Origin of the sequence: Fictibacillus phosphorivorans (genome assembly GCF_001619875.1) — a bacterium.
Classification (GTDB): Bacteria; Bacillota; Bacilli; order Bacillales; family Fictibacillaceae; genus Fictibacillus; species Fictibacillus phosphorivorans_B.
Genome location: NZ_LRFC01000038.1, coordinates 201,697 through 221,123, shown reverse-complemented (window position 1 = coordinate 221,123; position 19,427 = coordinate 201,697). Strand labels below are relative to the sequence as shown.

The 19,427-nt window shown below is 42.8% G+C and carries 16 protein-coding genes; 3 read left to right on the top strand and 13 right to left on the bottom strand.

Going from position 1 to position 19,427, the window contains the following annotated elements; translation table 11 throughout:
• Positions 1-3: 3 nt before the first annotated feature.
• The 6 genes from meaB to AWM68_RS17095 all read right to left on the bottom strand — a co-directional run bounded on the left by meaB (position 4) and on the right by AWM68_RS17095 (position 8,041).
• A complete protein-coding gene (meaB, locus tag AWM68_RS17120) occupies positions 4-960 on the bottom strand; it encodes a methylmalonyl Co-A mutase-associated GTPase MeaB (RefSeq protein WP_066244673.1) in 957 nt (318 codons plus the stop codon).
• A 340-nt stretch (positions 961-1,300) separates the two neighbouring features.
• Positions 1,301-2,443 carry an acyl-CoA dehydrogenase gene (locus AWM68_RS17115; RefSeq protein ID WP_066244670.1) on the bottom strand — a complete coding sequence of 381 codons (1,143 nt, stop codon included), beginning with the start codon at positions 2,441-2,443 and terminating at the stop codon, positions 1,301-1,303.
• Positions 2,444-2,458: 15 nt separating this feature from the next.
• Complete coding sequence (locus AWM68_RS17110) at positions 2,459-3,598, bottom strand: acyl-CoA dehydrogenase (RefSeq protein ID WP_066244667.1); 1,140 nt, start codon at positions 3,596-3,598, stop codon at positions 2,459-2,461.
• Between the two features lie 123 nt (positions 3,599-3,721).
• The gene (locus AWM68_RS17105) at positions 3,722-4,573 is read right to left on the bottom strand and encodes a 3-hydroxybutyryl-CoA dehydrogenase (protein WP_066244664.1); all 852 of its coding nucleotides are present in this window, start codon (positions 4,571-4,573) and stop codon (positions 3,722-3,724) included.
• Positions 4,574-4,585: 12 nt separating this feature from the next.
• Positions 4,586-5,770: an acetyl-CoA C-acetyltransferase gene (locus tag AWM68_RS17100; RefSeq protein WP_066244662.1), complete on the bottom strand. Its 1,185-nt coding sequence runs from the start codon at positions 5,768-5,770 to the stop codon at positions 4,586-4,588.
• A gap of 138 nt (positions 5,771-5,908) precedes the next feature.
• On the bottom strand, positions 5,909-8,041 hold the full coding sequence (locus AWM68_RS17095) for a 4Fe-4S dicluster domain-containing protein (RefSeq protein WP_066244661.1): 2,133 nt from the start codon (positions 8,039-8,041) through the stop codon (positions 5,909-5,911).
• Between the two features lie 202 nt (positions 8,042-8,243).
• On the opposite strand from AWM68_RS17095, the gene cls reads away from it, so the two are divergent.
• A complete protein-coding gene (cls, locus tag AWM68_RS17090; protein ID WP_066244657.1) occupies positions 8,244-9,428 on the top strand; it encodes a cardiolipin synthase in 1,185 nt (394 codons plus the stop codon).
• A gap of 334 nt (positions 9,429-9,762) precedes the next feature.
• Complete coding sequence (gene uvsE / locus AWM68_RS17085; protein ID WP_066244654.1) at positions 9,763-10,719, top strand: UV DNA damage repair endonuclease UvsE; 957 nt, start codon at positions 9,763-9,765, stop codon at positions 10,717-10,719.
• On the opposite strand, the gene AWM68_RS17080 is transcribed toward uvsE, so the two are convergent.
• From AWM68_RS17080 to AWM68_RS17060, 5 genes are all read right to left on the bottom strand, one after another.
• Positions 10,712-11,485, bottom strand: coding sequence for an alpha/beta fold hydrolase (locus AWM68_RS17080; protein ID WP_066244651.1), 774 nt, complete (start codon positions 11,483-11,485; stop codon positions 10,712-10,714). The two genes, uvsE and AWM68_RS17080, sit on opposite strands and share 8 nt — an antisense overlap.
• A gap of 7 nt (positions 11,486-11,492) precedes the next feature.
• On the bottom strand, positions 11,493-11,663 hold the full coding sequence (locus tag AWM68_RS17075; RefSeq protein WP_066244648.1) for a DUF1427 family protein: 171 nt from the start codon (positions 11,661-11,663) through the stop codon (positions 11,493-11,495).
• Between the two features lie 88 nt (positions 11,664-11,751).
• On the bottom strand, positions 11,752-12,318 hold the full coding sequence (locus AWM68_RS17070; protein ID WP_066244646.1) for a DinB family protein: 567 nt from the start codon (positions 12,316-12,318) through the stop codon (positions 11,752-11,754).
• A 632-nt stretch (positions 12,319-12,950) separates the two neighbouring features.
• Complete coding sequence (argS, locus tag AWM68_RS17065; RefSeq protein ID WP_066244642.1) at positions 12,951-14,621, bottom strand: arginine--tRNA ligase; 1,671 nt, start codon at positions 14,619-14,621, stop codon at positions 12,951-12,953.
• Entirely contained in the window at positions 14,618-15,058 is a 441-nt protein-coding gene (locus AWM68_RS17060) for a DUF1934 domain-containing protein (RefSeq protein WP_066244639.1), read from the bottom strand. Before AWM68_RS17060 ends, argS begins: the two co-directional genes overlap by 4 nt.
• Positions 15,059-15,271: 213 nt before the next feature.
• Between AWM68_RS17060 and AWM68_RS17055 the strand changes: the two genes are divergently transcribed.
• Positions 15,272-16,288, top strand: coding sequence for an NADP-dependent oxidoreductase (locus AWM68_RS17055; protein WP_066244637.1), 1,017 nt, complete (start codon positions 15,272-15,274; stop codon positions 16,286-16,288).
• A gap of 241 nt (positions 16,289-16,529) precedes the next feature.
• Here AWM68_RS17055 and AWM68_RS17050 read toward each other — a convergent pair whose 3' ends face one another.
• Positions 16,530-17,384: a GAF domain-containing protein gene (locus tag AWM68_RS17050; RefSeq protein ID WP_066244634.1), complete on the bottom strand. Its 855-nt coding sequence runs from the start codon at positions 17,382-17,384 to the stop codon at positions 16,530-16,532.
• A gap of 162 nt (positions 17,385-17,546) precedes the next feature.
• A complete protein-coding gene (locus AWM68_RS17045) occupies positions 17,547-19,298 on the bottom strand; it encodes a PAS domain-containing sensor histidine kinase (protein WP_082820752.1) in 1,752 nt (583 codons plus the stop codon).
• Positions 19,299-19,427 lie beyond the last annotated feature (129 nt).

Genomic DNA, 19,427 nt, shown 5'->3' with positions numbered 1-19,427 from the left:
CCCTCATTTCTGTTTCCCGTCAGCCGGCTGCAAACGTCCTTTTAAAATGTGTTCTGCAGCTGTATAAGGGTCTGTCGTACCTGATTCTAAGTCGGCCAGCCAGGAGAACCCGTTTTTCTGTTCGTTTTTCCAAACTTCCTGATAAATTTCATGCTGAACCACTTCCATCACCTCACGCTTGAGGTTCGAAAGCTTTCGTTCTTTGCCTTCACCACTTTTATTTAAATAGTCACGGTGCACACAAAGAGCATTCCACAACTCTTCTAAACCTATATTTTCCGTAGAAATGGTCTGTACGACTGGCGGGCGGTACGGACTGTCGTGTTTTACAAGGTCAAGCATCGCTTCAATCTCTGCGAGCAGCTTTGGAACCCCTGGCATATCTGCTTTATTCACTGCAAAAAGGTCCGCAATTTCCATGATTCCTGCCTTAAAGACTTGCACAACATCCCCGCTGCCCGGATTTAAAACAACCGCAACCGAATCCGCTAGCTTCATAATGTCGAGCTCAGACTGCCCTACCCCAACCGTCTCTATTAAAATCACATCAAAACCATACGCATCCATCAGCCTTACTGTTTCTTTCGTTGACCTTGAAAGGCCGCCGAGACTGCCCCGCGTCCCCATGCTTCTGATAAAAACACCTGGGTCGGTAAAATGATCAGCCATGCGCACGCGGTCTCCAAGAATAGAACCGCCGCTAAAAGGACTTGTCGGATCGACCGCAACAACGGCTACAGTCATTTCTTTTTTACGCAAAAAAGAGATGAGGCGATTAACGAGCGAGCTTTTTCCCGCACCAGGTGAACCGGTGATGCCGATCCAGTGGGCACCTTTTTGTAGCGGGTAGATGCTCTTTAAAAGCTCGAGTTTGTCTTCACCGTTGTTCTCGGCAAGCGTGATCGCTTTCGCGAGAGCACGTTCGTCTTTTTGCTGGATGCGCTGTGCTAATGGATGCATGGTTTCCTCCTAAAGTGGTCTTGAAAATCTTTTTACGGAAGTAGTTGATCTCCGATCCAGGTGCTCGCTTTCCGCGGGGCAGGCGGTGAGCCACATTCGGACGTTTCACTCTTAAGTGTCTCACCTGACCGCCAGTCCCGCAGGAGTCTCGCACCTTCCTCTCCAATCAACTGCAAGGGTGTTTTAAAACAAATTTAGCAAACCTCTGTTTTTTGAAACATCAATCACCTACAACTTTTCACAGAAGGAAATACTAAAGACTTCTTGAGAGAAGTTCGGCTTTAGAGAACTGATTTAGCAAGGAGTTTCCCTAGCCACTGTGTCGTAAAACTTCACACCATCAATCTTTCAAAAGCATTTTAGAAATAACAAGACGCTGGATCTCTTGTGTACCTTCGTAAATTTGTGTGATTTTCGCATCACGCATATAACGTTCAACCGGATATTCTTTCGTGTAGCCGTATCCGCCGAATACTTGAACAGCGTCTGTCGTAACTTCCATCGCGATGTCTCCTGCGAAAAGTTTTGACATTGCAGATTCCTTACCGTATGGAAGACCTTCAGACTCTCTCCATGCCGCTTGATAGGTTAAAAGTCTTGCCGCTTCTACTTTTGTCGCCATATCAGCAAGCTTGAATCCGATTCCTTGGTTCACACCGATCGGCTTACCGAATTGCTTGCGTTCTTTTGCGTAGTTCACGGAAGCATCTAATGCACCTTGTGCGATTCCAACGGCTTGAGCCGCGATTCCGTTACGTCCTCCGTCAAGCGTCATCATGGCAATCTTGAATCCTTCTCCTTCTTTTCCAAGAAGATTTTCAGCTGGCACGCGGCAATCTTCAAAAATGATTTCTAGTGTTGGAGATGAACGAATTCCGAGTTTCTTTTCCTTTTTCCCAAAAGAAAAGCCTGGTGTTCCTTTTTCTACGATGAATGCAGAAACTCCTCTTGATCCTGCTTCGATATCCGTGCGGGCAAACACGACATAGATCTCAGCGTCTCCAGCATTTGTGATAAAGATTTTAGAGCCGTTGATGATGTAATGATCGCCGTCTTTTTTAGCGGTTGTTTTCATGTTCCCTGCATCAGATCCTGAACCCGGCTCTGTTAAGCCGTATGCTCCGATCTTCTTGCCTTCTGCCATCGGACGAAGGAACTTTTGCTTTTGTTCTTCGTTACCAAACTTGAAGATCGGCCAGCCTGCAAGTGATGTGTGAGCCGAAAGTGTTACACCGACTGACGCACAAACGCGTGAAAGTTCTTCAACCGCGATGACGTAGCCTAAATAATCTCCACCGATTCCGCCGTACTCTTCAGGCCAAGGAATCCCGCAAAGTCCAAGCTCTCCCATCTGGTCAAATATCGCACGGTCAAAACGCTCCTCCTCGTCACGTTCTGCTGCTGTTGGTTCTACTTCATTTTTCGCAAAATCACGTACCATCTTGCGAATCATTTCATGTTCTTCAGATAACATAAATTGCATCTCTATCTCTCCCTTTTATCCTAGTAAATGTTTGCTGAGTACCATGCGCTGAATTTCACTTGTTCCCTCATAGATCTGACACACCTTCGCATCGCGGAACAGTCGCTCTACCGGATACTCTTTCGTATAACCGTAGCCGCCGTACACTTGAACCGCTTCGATCGCTGATTTCATCGCTGTTTCTGAAGCAAAAAGCTTTGCCATCGATGCTTCTTTACCGCATGACAGGTTTTTTGTTTTCAGATCAGCCGCTCGGTAGGTTAAAAGTTTTGCTGCCTCTACCTCTGTCGCCATGTCTGCTAGTTTGAATCCTAGACCTTGATTCGCACCGATCGGTTTGCCAAACTGTTTTCTCTCTTTTGCGTAGTTTGTCGCATATTCTAAGGCAGCCTCTGCGATGCCAAGCGACTGAGCAGCGATTCCGATCCTGCCCACATCGAGGTTGCTCATCGCGATCTTAAAGCCTTCTCCTTCTTTACCAAGCAGATTTTCAGCAGGAACGCGCGCATCCTCAAAAACGATCTCGCACGTATTCGATCCGTTCAACCCCATTTTTTTCTCTTTCTTCCCTACTGAAAAACCTGGTGTATCTTTGTCTACGATGAAGGCCGATATTCCGTAGCTGCCTTTGTCTGGCGCAGTTGATGCAAATACGATGTACACATCTGCTTCACCTGCGTTAGTAATAAAAATTTTTGAACCATTTAAAGTGTAATGATCGCCTTGTTTAACAGCACGTGTTTTTAAGCTTGCTGCATCAGAACCTGAACTCGGCTCTGTAAGTCCGAACGCCCCTAGGTACTCTCCACTCGCTAATTTAGGAATGTATTTTTTCTTTTGTTCTTCATTCCCGAAGTAAAGGATTGGATTTGTTCCGACACTCGTATGAACGGACAAAATTACACCGATCGTCGCACTCACTTTTGATAATTCGTTAATCGCAATGATGTATGACGTAAAATCCATCCCTGCTCCGCCATACTCTTCTGGAATCGGAATCCCCATCAGTCCAAGCTCTGCCATTTTCTTAATCAGATGACGCGGGAATTCCTCTGTCTCTTCCATATGTTCAATGGCCGGTGCTATCTCTTTTTGCGCAAAATCCCGAACCATCTTCTGCATCATCTTCTGTTCTTCTGTAAACACGAGGTTCATGGTCTCTCCCCATTCCTATAGTGAAATGCCGTCTTGTAGTCTCTCTCCGTGAGTTGTCTCTCTTTTGCTGTCTCTTCCACAAAGACAAAAATCGAATTTTTGTCTTTGTGTGGGGTCAGACCCCTAAGCGTAGCTGTAGAAGCCTCTGCCTGACTTCTTGCCTAACCAGCCTGCCTTCACGTACTTTCTTAGCAATGGGCATGGACGGTACTTATCGTCACCGAAGCCTTCGTGCAATGTTTCCATGATGTACAGGCATGTATCAAGCCCGATAAAGTCTGCTAGTGTTAGCGGGCCCATCGGATGATTCATTCCGAGTTTCATAATTTCATCCACTGCTTCTGGTGTTGCTACGCCTTCATACACGGCGAAGATCGCTTCGTTGATCATCGGCATGAGGATGCGGTTTGAGATGAAACCTGGGAAATCGTTCACTTCTACTGGAACTTTTTGCAGCTTCTTAGATACCGACTCTATCGTTTCATACACTTCATCTGCTGTCTGAAGACCGCGGATGATTTCTACGAGTTTCATAACCGGTACAGGATTCATGAAATGCATGCCGATTACTTTTTCAGGACGCTCGGTTGCCGCAGCGATCTCTGTAATCGGAAGTGATGAGGTGTTTGATGCTAAAATCGTATGTGCTGGTGCAAATTGATCCAGCATCTTAAATAGCTGCGTTTTCACTTCCATATTTTCAACGACTGCTTCAATCACAAGGTCTGCATTTGACGCGTTCTCTAGAGAGATTGAGGGTGTTAGGCGAGAAAGAATCGTTTCTTTTTCACTCTCATCCATACGTCCCTTTTCAACGGAACGATTTAAGTTTTTTTGAATGATCCCAATTCCTTTTTGTACAAACTCGTCTTTCATATCGTGCAAAACAACGGAGTAGCCAGCCATCGCACACACTTGCGCAATCCCTGAACCCATCTGTCCTGCACCAATTACCATAATGTTTTGAATGCTCATGAAATGTTCCTCCTATGCTTTTACTTCTACTAAAATCGCGTCACCTTGACCGCCGCCTGAACAGATCGATGCAATGCCTAGTCCGCCGCCGCGTCTTCTTAATTCGTGAATCAGCGTCAGCACGATGCGCGTGCCGCTCGCCCCAATCGGATGGCCGAGTGCAACTGCTCCACCGTTCACGTTTACTTTTTCAAGATCTAATCCAGCAAGCTCTGCACTCGTTAACGCAACAGCAGCGAATGCTTCATTAATTTCAAAAAGGTCAATTTCTTCTAATGTTTTTCCTGTTTTCTTTAAAAGCTCCGTGATTACAAGTCCTGGCGTCTTCGGGAAATCCTTTGCTTCTACTGCGATCGCCGTGTGGCCGAGAATCGTTGCCATCACTTCTTTGCCTTCTTTTTCAGCACGTTCTTCACTCATCACAACTACTGCTGCCGCACCATCGTTCACGCCAGGCGCGTTTCCTGCAGTAATCGTTCCGTCTTGAGAAAATACAGGTCTTAATTTAGCAAGAGACTCTACCGAAGTATCCTTACGAGGCGACTCATCTTGAGAAACTACGATTGGCTCTCCTTTACGCTGAGGCACTTCTACTGGAACGATTTCTTCAGCAAAAATCCCTTTTTCAATAGACTCAACGGCACGGCTATGACTGCGGTACGCCCACTCATCTTGGCGTTCGCGTGAGATCTCCATCTCTTTTGCCACGTCATTTCCGTAGATCCCCATGTGAACACCCGTAAACGTACACGTTAATCCGTCATGCACCATCAGATCCTTCACTGAGCTATCACCCATACGAAGACCCCAGCGAGCTTTCGGTAAAATGTATGGTGCGTTGCTCATCGACTCCATTCCGCCTGCAACAATGATCTCTTCATCACCCGCACGAATAATTTGGTCAGCTAGAGTGATTGCTCGAAGACCTGATGCACACACTTTGTTGATCGTCTCTGTCTTCGTCTCCCATGGCAACCCTGCTTTTTGAGCCGCTTGACGAGAAGGAATCTGACCTTGCCCTCCTTGAAGAACGCAGCCTAAAATGACTTCATCAACTAATTCTGGAGCGATTTCCGCTCGTTGAAGTGCATCTTTAATCGCGATCCCGCCTAAATCTGAAGCCGTAAGAGAGCTTAATCCACCGCCAAACTTCCCGACAGGCGTACGTACACCGCTAACGATTACTGATTTTGTCATGTAAAAGACCTCCTGTTTTAAAATATTGATAACGCTTACAAAATGTATTGCAGACAAGCCGAGCGAACGCTCAGTCGACCAAATCCCAAGCATGAAGCTGCCGGCTCAACTGCAGGCAGCTTATTCACATGCTAAAGACTACTGAAGAATCTCTTGTTTTTGAGACCCAAATATGGATTTTTCTAAGATTTCAACAACGTCTAATGTTTGTACTCGATCTTCTACTTCTTTCGCTTTCGTACCATCACTCAACATCGTTAAGCAGTATGGACAGCCGCTTCCGATCATAGTTGGGTTTACAGCAAGCGCTTGTTCTGTACGCGCGACGTTAACACGCGAGCCCGCTTTTTCTTCCATCCACATCATTCCGCCACCCGCTCCACAGCACATACCGTTTTGACGGTTGCGGTCCATCTCGACCACTTTCACGCCAGGTATCGCTTTTAAAATATCGCGAGGCGGCTCATATACTTCGTTATAACGGCCAAGGTAGCAGGAATCGTGATAGGTGATCGTTTCATTCACTTCATGTTTAGGCTGAATTCTTCCTTCCTTGATCCATTCCGCTAAAAGTTCTGTATGATGATAGACTTCTGCTTTTAGACCAAACTCCGGATATTCATTTTTAAACGTGTTATACGCATGCGGATCGATCGTAATGATTTTTTTCACATCATGCTTCTCAAACAGTTCGATGTTCGCGTTCGCCATCTCTTGGAACAAGAACTCGTTCCCAAGACGACGTGGGGTATCACCTGAGTTTTTCTCTTTGTTACCTAAGATCGCAAACGTGATACCTGCTTCGTTCATGATCTTCGCAAGAGAAAGGGCGATCTTTTGTGAGCGGTTATCATAAGCACCCATCGAGCTTACCCAGAAAAGGTACTCAAACTCTTCGCCTGCTTTTTCCTTCTCTTTAACCGTTGGAATCACGATATCTTCTTTCAGCTCACGCCAGTTCTCGCGTTCTTTTTTTGAGATTCCCCAAGGGTTTCCTTGCTTTTCAATATTCTTAATCGCACGCTGCGCTTCAGCATCCATCTTACCTTCTGTTAAAACAAGATAACGGCGCATGTCGATAATCTTGTCTACGTGTTCGTTCATAACTGGACACTGATCTTCACAGTTACGGCAAGTTGTACAAGCCCAGATCTCTTCTTCTGTCATCACTTCACCGATCATTTCCACATCATAAGCAAGTGCAGATGATCCGTCTGTTGTGGCAGCAGTTTCTTCAGCACCTTTTCCTCTTGCTTCAAAAGCGATCTGGTTGCCTGTTGTGTTGGAGAACGCAAAAGCAGGCTTCCAAGGTGTACGGGATGTAACAGCAGCACCTTTTACCGTTAGATGGTCACGAAGTTTAACGATCATGTCCATCGGTGAAAGCATCTTACCTGTACCCGTTGCTGGACAAACATTCGTACAGCGGCCACATTCCACACAAGCATAGAGATCGACAAGCTGTTTTTGGTTGAAGTCTTCAATCTTATTTACACCGAAAACTTCTTGCGTTTCATCTTCAAAGTTAATAGAAGACAGCTTTCCTACCTTATCTTTGCGGCCAAGCCAAACGTTCAGCGGGCCCGCGATCAAGTGAGCGTGCTTTGATTGAGGCACGTACACTAAGAATGTTAGTAAGAACAATAAATGAATCCACCAAGAGATAAAGAAGACGACTGCAGCACCGGTTTTACCTAGAAAACCGAGAGCCATTGCGATACCTGAAGCGATCGGAGCCGTCCACTCATAAGGCATGTCATGCCAGATGATTTCCGCTCCATTCCCTACGAGTACGGAGAGCATCAAGCCGCCAATGAACAGAAGCACTAAACCTGACTTGAAGCCTCGTTTCAGACGTACAAGCTTCTCAACATATCTTCTGTAAAAAGCCCATACCACTGCGATCATGATCATCGTTGTTACGATTTCTTGGAAAAACGTGAATCCCGGATAAAGCGGCCCGAGTGGCAGATGAGACCCAGGTGCGAGCCCTTTCCAAATAAAATCGATCGCTCCGAACTGGACAAGAATAAATCCATAAAAGAACATAATGTGGATAATTCCGCTTTTTTTATCTTTTAACAGCTTCTTTTGACCAAATACGTTGACCAAAACCGCTTTAACTCTTTCTTGCACCGTGTTATCAAACTCTACTTTTTTGCCGAGCTTGATAAACTCGTACCTTGTCTTTACCACATAAGCGAACAAAAATAATGCGTAAGCGGTTACAAAAAGAAATGCAAGCCAGTTTGCTACCATTAAGCCGTTCATCACTTTCTCTCCCTTCCAATGCTGCTATTCCCTAATTCTTTCTCTTTTAATAATTCTAAATGAAATTAATTTTCTGACATCATTATATCATAAAAAATAAATGAATGAGCATTCAGTCAACATCTCATTAAAAAATTTTTTTAGTCGTTTTTAATGGCAAGGGCATACTAAATAAAAGTTTTGGCAGAAGGAGGAGATGTACGTGTGGATCGTTTTAGTGATTGCGATCGTGGGGATTTTAGCGTGGATTGATTTTTATTTAGGACATAAACAAACGATCTTAAAAGAAGAACCTCCCGTGACAACAAAAGGAAGCTTGCAGCTTCTATCAACTGGCTCACATTTTTTCGATGCGCTTTTTCAAGATATAGATGATGCTTCACATTCCATATACATACAGTTTTACATTTTACGTGATGATGAACTTGGCAGTGACCTATGCACGAGATTAATTTCAAAAGCGAATAAAGGCGTAGAAGTCAGGCTTCTTCTCGACTACTTAGGAAGTTATGGCGTAAAAAAGAAGACCATTCAAAATTTAAAGAATGCGGGAGTCCATTTCGAATACAGCAACAAGCCTCAGTTTCCTTATCTGTTATATCGCATCAACCACCGAAATCATCGTAAAATTACCACGATTGATGGAAAGATCGGATATATCGGCGGGTATAACGTAGGAAATGAATATATGGGCAGAGTCACGAGATTTGGGGATTGGCGCGATTATCATTTAAAATTAAGGGGTCCTGTCGTGAATGAACTGCAGCGTTTGTTTATGGATGATTGGAATGGCTCGACGAATGATAAGATGACCAGCAAGCAACTTCCTGCGGCTGATGAAGAATACCACAAAGAAATCATGCTCGTTCCCTCAAAAGGTCATGCAGCCTATCGTTTCTTTCGTGAAAAAATAAAACGCTCTGAAAAAAACATCTTTATAGGTTCACCGTACTTTATTCCGGGTAAAAAGATGAACAAGGAACTTCTCTCTGCACTGAATCGCGGTGTAAACGTTAAGCTGCTCGTACCCATGACTCCTGATCATCCATTTGTACAAGAAGCATCTTATCGCTACGTAAAACCTCTTTTAGAAGCAGGAGCAGAAATCTATCAGTTTCACGAAGGATTTTATCATTCAAAAGTATTGATGTTCGATGAATCGATCTGCGATATCGGTACCGCAAACTTTGACCTGCGCAGCTTTTTTTATAACGACGAAATCAATTGTATCTTTACTGACAAAACAGAAATTCAAAACGCCAAAAAGGTGATAGAGTCTGACCTTGCCCGTTCCGAAAAACTGACACTCGAGCGGCTTCAAAAAACCAGAACGGCTAAAGTGCGGGTAAAAGAAGTGATCGGGTTTATACTTTCGCCTTTTTTATAAAGGTACTTTTCGCAAAGTTGCTTTGAAAGTGATTGATTTCCGTTTCAGGCTGCTCGCTTTCCGTGGGGCAGGCGTTGAGCCACATTCGGACGTTTCATTCTTAAGTGTCTCACCTGCCCGCCTGTCCCACAGGAGTCTCGCACCTTGCACTCCAATCAAAAATCATGGTAGACAACATTTGATAGCAACAATCTTTAGAAAACTACTTTTATAAAAGAAAATTTCTTTGCTGCTTTTGAAAAGCTGGTTGATTTTCAGTATGCCCGCTTTCTAGAGCCACCGGCGCTATAGCAGTAACTTTTACAAACGGACAATAAACAACAGGGGGCCAAACATGTTAACATCTTTTGGTTTTGTATCAACGGCTCTCAACTTATATGAGGCCTCACCTGCAAAAACGATGACATATGCTACATATCAAAAACGCGAAGAAAAGGAACGTACGGCACAACTGCTCGCCATTACAAAAAACAATTTGGAGCGGACTCTTCGTGTGCTTCATTATTGCGTTGCGCACGAACTGCCGCTTTATCGGATGTCTTCATCTATCGTCCCTTTAGCTACACACCCTGAAGCGGCTTGGGATTTCTTAGAGAAAACGAAAAAAGAGTGCAAAGAGATTGAGAAGCTCGTGAAAAAATACAACATTCGAACGAGCATGCACCCGAACCAATATACCCTTTTTACAAGCCCGCGACCGGAAGTAACCGTTAACGCTGTAAAAGACATGCAGTATCATTACGACCTTCTTAAAGGTATGAACATCGAGGACCGCAGTTATATCAATATTCATATCGGCGGGGCTTATGGAGATAAATCTTCTGCATTAGAACGTTTTTATAAAAATATCAAAATGCTGCCTTCCGATGTTAAAAGCCGGATGACACTTGAGAACGACGACAAAACCTTTACGACAAAAGAAACACTGGAGGTTTGTGAGAAAGAAGGCATTCCGCTGATGTTTGATTATCACCATTACAAAGCGAACCCAGATGACAATACGGCACTCGAGGAACTTCTTCCGCGGTTTGTCGCCACTTGGAAAAACACTGGACGGCCGCCAAAGGTTCACCTCTCATCACCTAAAGATGAAAAAGCATACAGAAGTCACCACGATTATGTAAGCCTTGACTATGTGCTTCCATTTTTTAAGATGATGTCTGATTTTACAGATGAGCTTGATGTGATGATCGAAGCGAAACAAAAAGACCGCGCCGTTCTTCAGCTCATTGACGAGCTTGAGAAAGTACGCGGTTTTAAAAGAATGAGCGGCGGAACGATTCTTATGTAGAACCGGTTATAAAACGCTGTATTTCGGCATTAAAACTTTTATAATGCTTGATCGGAAGCTGATGCAGCGCTTTGTTCAAAATGACGAACTTTGCTCTTGGGTGCACATTTTTGGTGTATATCCTTCTATAAGGGTGCATATATTCCGTTCGGTCGCCGTACAGAAACAACATTGGGAACGACCATTCTTTTAACTGATCTGTGCAGTTAAACGCAAAGCTTTCCTTGTAAAATCTTTCCCACGTTTTCGGATCGGACTGTTTATGATACTCCAGCATCTCTTTTCGATCTTTCTGGGAATTTGAATGTGTGCTTACTAGAAATTGATTTAAAAGGGCTGGTGTATTTTTAGCCAGTCTTATTCCTGTTTGAAACTGTTTTTTCAGGGCAAAAGTAGAAACTTGAGAAAAGCCCCCGCTTAAAATAAGCCCCTTGGTCCGATGCGGATATTTTTCTACAAACGCTTGTGCAATCGAGCCTCCTGCAGAATAACCGCAAATAAACGCCTCATCAATCAACAGATGGTCCAAAAGGCTTGCCACATCATCAGCAAGGTCCCAAATTGTAAAGGTTTCAGGGTCTTTAACAGATGACCGGCCATGCCCCCGAACATCTGGAAATATGGTCTGACAATATTGTGAGAGCTCTTTTTGATACTTGAACACAAGATGGCTCATACCTGACGGATGTAAAAATACGAGTGGAGCACCCGTTCCTAACTTTTCATAATAGATTTGAAACTCAGAGGTCAGTCCAGCTAATGCCATATGTTCCTCACTTTAAAAAGGTTCCTGCCATCCAAATGTATACTTGATAGCCTATATAGATGCCGACGATTCCCATGATTCCTGGCAATGCAGGCGGTGCTGGGATCGGCAGCTTTAACAGGGCAAAAACAAAGCCTACGAGGGCGCCTGTTATCAATGATAATAAGATTAACTTCATGTATGTACCCCCTCATTCAAACGAGATTCCAAACCTATCTCTTATTAATATGGCACGTTCTTATTACAATATCCCTATTTCATCGCAATTAAGCTTGAGATGTCGTTGAGTTGTTCGCTCGTTCATACTGTTTTTTAATGATTCGTATCTGTCCACGGTGATTGATTTCGTCTTCAAAAACATGAAACCACTTAAAATAATTATTGCTGAGCTCATTATTCCACCAAGGCGTCGTTTCATATAACCACGAATCTGGAAGGTTCTGAAAATGTTTAAGTGTGATTTCACGGGTCTTCTTTAAGTCTTCTAAATAAAATTCAGCTGTATTTCCATTAATGATCGTCCCCGCTTCGCCTAAATCGAGTGCGGGCTGAAGAGTATCTGCATAACGATCAACCTCCTCGTCAGGCAGATCTTTTCCATTAATTGTTAAAAATTGATAGATCTTTTCTACGGCAACAAAATGAGCAAGCAGCATGCCGATCGAGTTACCCGTTCCATTGATTCTAAAATCAAGTTCTTCTACAGATAAATTTTGCACTTCCCAAATCGTAGTCTCCCTCGCGTAATTCATCATGGAAATCAGGTTAGAAAATTCTTTTGAATACCCTTCGATCTGTCCAATAACGAAAGGGCTTTTGTTGGATGTTGTCATTCGAGTAACCTCCTGAGGAATAATGTGCTTTATTAGAATTCAAGAAAAAGCTGGAAAATCCCTTTTTGCCATTCTCTAGGTTCGCAAACCGCTGCTGCATGTAGAAAACAGGTAACGCGAAAGATTAGCGCGATTTGCACTAGCCATTAAAAACGCAAGGGTAAGCGTAAAAAAGGTAATACTGTAGGCTTGAGAAATCATTAGAAGAAGTACATAGCTGTTTTAATCATTGTAAATATTGAAGTTAAACTGAATGGTTTAGTTCCTGTCATTTCTTTATTTTTTCCTTCATTGACTAGTTGATTGGAGTGCAAGGTGCGAGACTCCTGCGGGACAGGCGGGCAGTCCGAAAAGTGGAAGTGGCTCGTTTAGCCCCGACAAGCAAAAGATGAATGGGCCAGGAAGGCGCTCTTTGCCTTCATGACCGTTTAACTTTTGACCTCGAGGGGCTAGCCACTGCAACTAGACAGGTGAGACACTTAAAAGTGAAACGAACAAATGTGGCTCACCGCCTGCCCCGCGGAAAGCGAGCACATGGAACGGAAATCAACTTCTTTCAAGACCAGCAAGGACCCTCTCCTCAAAAAGAAAAAACCTGTCTGCAGACAGGTTTTCTTAACTTAATCTCTCTATTACATACGTTCTGGCGCTTCTACGCCCACGATGTTTAATGCATTCTCGATCGTCACTTGAGTGGCTTTCATCAAAGCATAACGTGCTTGTGATTTTTCTTTATTTTCAGGATCCAGTACACGCTCAGCGTTATAGAAGCTATGAAGAGCAGATGCAAGCTCAAATACATAGTTTGTTACGCGGTGTGTAAGAAGTTTTTCAGCCGCTTCATTAATAACGGCCGGGAATTCCCCGATCTTTTTCAATAGCTCGAACTCTTTCTCAGAATCGATCTTTGATAAATCCAGATCTCCATCATAAGAAAGTCCCATCTCTTCCCCTTGACGAAGCATGCTGCAAACGCGCGCATGTGCGTATTGTACATAGAATACAGGGTTTTCGTTTGATTTAGAAACGGCTAAGTCCATATCAAAATCAAGATGTGTATCATTGGAACGCATCGCAAAGAAATAACGAGTTGCGTCGATGCCCACTTCTTCCATCAATTCACGAAGTGTAACAGCTTTACCCGTACGCTTACTCATACGAACTTTTTCTCCGTTTTGGAAAAGAGAAACGAGCTGAATGATCATGACATCAAGCTGTTCTTTATCATAACCAAGCGCTTGAATCGCTGCTTTCATACGCGGAATGTAACCGTGGTGGTCTGCTCCCCAAATATTGATCAGCTTTTCAAAGCCACGCTCAAACTTATCGTTGTGATACGCGATATCCGGCGTTAAGTACGTGTAAGACCCATCATTCTTGATCAGTACACGGTTTTTGTCATCATCGTAATCTGTCGTACGGAACCATGTTGCTCCTTCTTCTTCATAAACAACACCTTTAGCTTTTAGCTTATTCAGTGCTGCATCAATTTTTCCGTTTTTATAAAGAGAAGTTTCTGAGAACCACACATCAAAATCCACGCGGAATTCAGCAAGGTCTTCTTTCAGCTTTTCTAATTCACGTGTAAGACCGTATTCACGGAAAAAGCTAACGCGTTCAGCTTCTTCTTTATCCAGCCATGAATCGCCGTACTCTTCTGCAAGTTCTTTACCGAATTCAATAATATCAGCACCATGATAGCCGTCTTCTGGCATCTCTTTATCTTTGCCTAGCGCCTGGAAGTAGCGCGCTTCAATAGACGTTGCTAAATTGTTGATCTGGTTTCCAGCATCGTTGATATAGAATTCACGGGAAACACTATATCCAGCATAATCTAGGATGTTGCAGATCGTATCACCAACTGCTGCACCACGGGCATGGCCCAAGTGGAGTGTTCCTGTCGGGTTTGCAGATACGAACTCAACTTGAACTTTTTTGCCTCCGCCATGCTCAGTGCGCCCATAATCCTTGCCTGCTTTTAAGACAGTTGGTACAAGCTCTGTTAAGTATGAGTTATCCATATAAAAGTTGATGAATCCAGGACCTGCGATTTCAACCTTTGCGATAGACGCTTTACTTTTATCAAAGTTAGCCACTAATTCGTCAGCGATCATACGAGGTGCTTTTTTTGCGATACGCGCCAATTGCATCGCCATGTTCGTCGCAAAGTCACCGTTTGCTTTATCTTTCGGAACCTCAAGAACGACTGCTGGCAGTTCTTCTTTTTTCGCGAGTCCTGCTTTTACGACCGCTTCTTCAATCTCTTCTTTTAACAGATTCTTGACCTGGTCAAGGATATTCATGCTTTTGCCTCCTGAAAATTAATCTTAATTTGATGTGTTCCTGTATGTTCACCCTGAAGAACCAGCTCGTACGAGAGTTTCAGATCACCCGTCTGGTTTTGCTGATTCCATCGGAAATTCATTTCATGTGTGGTCGTTTCCATCCATAGCTGGCCATATGGGCTGTCGTACATGCCTTTTGTTGTCTGGCCAATTAAATATTTCTGTTTCATAGATACACTGCCTGAGCGAATGATCAGAATTCCAGCGTGCGTAATCTTAATCACATTATTGACAGAACCTGCACCCTCTATCTCTTCCTTGTACTGAAGATAGGTGACGTCCCCTCTTTTATAAAGCTTACCTTCTGTCTCGGTGTAATGCTTTTCTTTTTCACCGCTAAAATGGACTTCTGAACTTATCGTAAGCGCAACAGACAATTCCGTATCTTGATCCATGCGAACAACACTTCCTTTTTTGGTGTACCTCTTTAACTTACCTATTATAAAAGATTTCAATGCCTCGCTTCAACCTTATGGGTGTCTTTTTAAAAATTCGTTTGTTTAATAGGTAAAATTAACCTAAAAGTATGTTTTCATGAGTGGATGACTTGGTTAGAGAGAGAGTATTGACGTATGATTGAAGAGGAAGATTTTCATGTGAGGAGGATTATGATGAAAAACGAAAAAATTATACTGGTGAACCGCCCCAAAGGAACTCCGCAAAAAAGTGACTTTCACTATGAAGAAGCATCCATCCCTGAGCTTAAAAATGATCAGGTGCTTTTGAAGACCATCTACCTTTCAGTGGATCCTTACATGAGAGGACGCATGAGTGACCGCAAGTCCTACGTCCCTCCATTTGCCTTAAATGAGCCGATCTCTGGAGGCGTTGTTGGACAAGTTGTGGAATCTCGCTCTGGAGAACTGGCTGAAGGCGATTTTGTAATTGGAAACCTCAACTGGCAAACTTATAATGTCGCAAGCGATGCTGAAGTTCGAAAGCTTGATCCTTCGATTGCTCCATTAACGGCAAACCTTGGTGTCCTCGGCATGACAGGTTTAACGGCTTATTTCGGTTTGCTAGATATCGGTGATCCACAAGAAGGTGAAACGGTTGTTGTCAGCGGTGCAGCTGGTGCCGTTGGAACAATCGTCGGCCAGATCGCTAAAATAAAAGGCGCGCGTGTAGTCGGAATAGCGGGTTCAGATGAGAAAATCTCTTATTTGAAGGACGAACTAGGCTTTGATGCTGCCATCAACTATAAAACGGAAAATGTGTATGAATCATTGAAAGCCGCATGCCCAAATGGCGTTGATGTATATTTTGATAATGTTGGCGGTGAAATTTCCGACAGCGTAATCGCCTTGATCAACAAAGGTGCACGAATCCCTGTCTGCGGGCAGATCGCTCTTTATAATTTAGAAAAAGCAGATGTGGGCCCACGCATGCAAAGTCAGCTTCTGATTAACAGCGCCTTGATGAAAGGCTTCATCGTGAGCGATTATGCAGCTCATTTTGAGGAAGGCGCGATCGAACTTGCGAAATGGCTAAAAGAAGGCAAACTTTCATACAGCGAAAACATCGTGGACGGCTTCGAGAACACGATTGATGCGTTTTTAGGACTGTTTTCAGGTGAAAACACAGGAAAACAGCTCGTAAAAGTGGCTGAGCCGGAGAGTGTGTAGAGTTTTTTTGATACTAGCCTAAATATGGATAATAAATTATGTGGCTTTTCACTTTTAAGAGGTGAAAAGCCTTTTTTATGACGAAGGTAAGTTACAATCGGAAACAAATTAATAAATATGGGACATAATACGGCGAGAAACAGATAAAATACGGCGAGCTTCCGTAATATATCAGCGAGTTTACAAAAATCGACAAACAAAAACGATCAACTCCCCAAATTGAAAGCCAGTCCCCTATACACTATTTTTCAACTAAATGATAACCTATGTAGTCTAGTGCAGATTGAATGTTATTTACATACTTTGTTTTCACGTTCGTCAAATCGAAATGATAGACTTGCTCATGAGCAAATGCAGGAGACACTCCCGTTATAATCGTTTCTACTCCCATCAAATGTAGAGCGTTGATCAGTGTAAACAACACTTTTGGAAAACGGTTATCCTGAATATATAGTTTAGATAAATCAATGATAAAGAAATCGATGTCACTTTCTGCCGCATTATGAAGAACATCACTTATGATCTGTTCTGAGCGGATCTCATCTACAATGCCTTGCAAAGAAAGAATGGATACTCCTTCTGTCAGCGGGATGATTGGAACACTTAAGAATCCCATATGATGTTTTGTTTCATCGAGTTCGATAATGTGTGACAAAATGCCCGCTATCGAGTGAAGATAGTTTACATCACTTTCCGAAAACTCTCTTTCCTTTCGATCCATCACGCAAAGAGTGCCAAAGACATTCCCTTTTAAATCTTTTAGTGTTACACCTAAGAAACCTTTAATTTTTAATTGACCTGTTACCTCTAACTCTCGTGTTCTTGCATCGGTCATTAAGTTTTTTGTATGCATCGTGTTGCCTTCGTTCATAATGATTAAACGGCAATACGTTTCTCCATATTCTACACTGTAACCCTCAGTAATTATTTCCTCTTCTTCATTAAAGGAGCTTAGGACCGTAATCGCCCTTTTCCCCCTCCTTGTTACATATGTAGTTTTAACATTCAGTTGTTTACTAATTAAGTCGAACATTTTATGGGAAACAGACTTCAACGAATAATAATTAGTGATCTCATTCTCGTACTCATCAGCCATAATATCCCCTCCTATAAATAAGAACATTCTTACTTGAGACAAGTATATCATTTTCGTGTAGTAAATTTTGGATATTGTAAAAATAAAAGAGATAAATACTTCTGTGTTATAAATTTTCATTACAAAAATAAGCTGACTCCATGACAGAGCCAGCTCATATGATTAAAGAGGTAAGATCATAGAGACCGTCGTCCCCTTACCTTCTATGCTACTAAAATGAAGTTTTCCTTTATGTTCTTTCATGATTTTTGAACTGACCATTAATCCGAGACCCGTGCCCTTTTCTTTTGTCGTATAAAAAGGCTCACACATTTTTTGAATCCGCTCGGCTGGTATTCCACAGCCTTGATCTTTTACAGACACATGAATGTTTCCGTCGATTACTTCTCCACGTATTGTAATCTCCCCGCCATTCGCCATCGAGTCGATTGCATTTTTCAGCACATTGATCAACACTTGCTTCAATTCGTTTTCTTCGGCATAGATCAACGGCAAACTCTCAGTCATCTCCGTGTTGAACTGTACGTTTTGAACAATCGCTTCAGGCTGAAGAAGAGATTTAACAAATTCAACGATCTCTTTTAAACATACCTTCTTATACGTTCTTACTTGTGGTTTTGCAAGCAATAACAACTGCCCCATAATCTGATCGATCCGGTTCAATTCTTTATCCATAATGTTGTAATAGTTGGATGCATCAAGCTGTTCACTTTCTTGTAATAATTGAACAAACCCTTTTAGGGAAGTTAGCGGATTTCTAATTTCATGTGCTACAGAAGCCGCCATCTGTCCGACAATGGAAAGCTTGTCCGACTGACGAAGCAGATCTTCTGATTTTTTTCTTTCTGAAATGTCACGGGTAACCCCAATGATTTCGACCACTTTTCCAGTGTCATCTGTAATACTTTTACACGATGTTTCAAGCCAAATGTATTGACCGTCTTTATGCTGCAATCGAAAAGGAATCGTTTTTGTGCAAGGTCCTTGAATCAATTCGTCATGTGCTTTTCTTGAAATCTCTTCATCATCAGGGTGAAGCATCCCATAACCTGTATCTCCTAGGATATCTTCCGGTTTTTTTCCTAATAGGGCATAAGAAGCAGGAGAAACATACGTGAACGTCCCATCCACCTTATGCGTTGTGATCATGTCCATTGCGTTTTCAGCAAGAAGTCTGTATCTCGCTTCACTTTCTTCTAAAAGCATCCGGGACTCAATCTTTTCCGTTATCTCGCGGCCAAAGACCAGCAAGTTTTTACGAGATCCATCTGGATGAAAAACAGGAACTTTGTATACGTCAAAAAAGCGGGTTCTGCCATCACGTGCAGGCACATATTCTTCACACCGTACGATTTCTTTCGCCTGCCATACTTGTTCATCTGTCTCGATGCAGTATTGAAAAACATCACGATAGTTTGGTATGATCTCAGCTAAATCAGCATCGGTTTTCCCTGTAAAATCAAAGCCAGGCAATTCAAATAGCTCACCTACAAATTCGTTCGCAAACACAAAACGACCGTCCCCATCTTTTATTCCAATAAAATCCGGAACGATGTTCATTAATGTTTTCATGAGAGGCTCTTGGCACGAATGAACGACAGCAGGCTGCTCTTTTACGATATAATAACGGTAAAAGTCTTCATGAATCGGCAAAAAGCCCACACTCATTTTAACGTTTATAAGACCCTTCACAGCTAAAAGGGTTCCTTCACTTCCGTTCGCATGGCGTAAAAGAACTTTATCGATATGTTTTCCTCCAGCTGAAAATTCAGTTTGTTCTGTAAGATCCAGAAAGTGCTTGTTTACAGCTGCTATTTCATCATTAGACGCAACCAGTATTACAGCGTCAGAAAGCTGATCTATAAAATTTTGAACATGCATCAAACTTTTTGAAATCGCTGTCATTACATTCATCCCGCCTTTATCCCTCTAATTCTCTACAGTAACTATAGCAAAAAAGTCTTAATAATATAACAAAATTCGACAATCTTAGCGAAAAAACGATTAAGTCAGTTCTAACTTACTATCTTTCTTTAAGTTTCC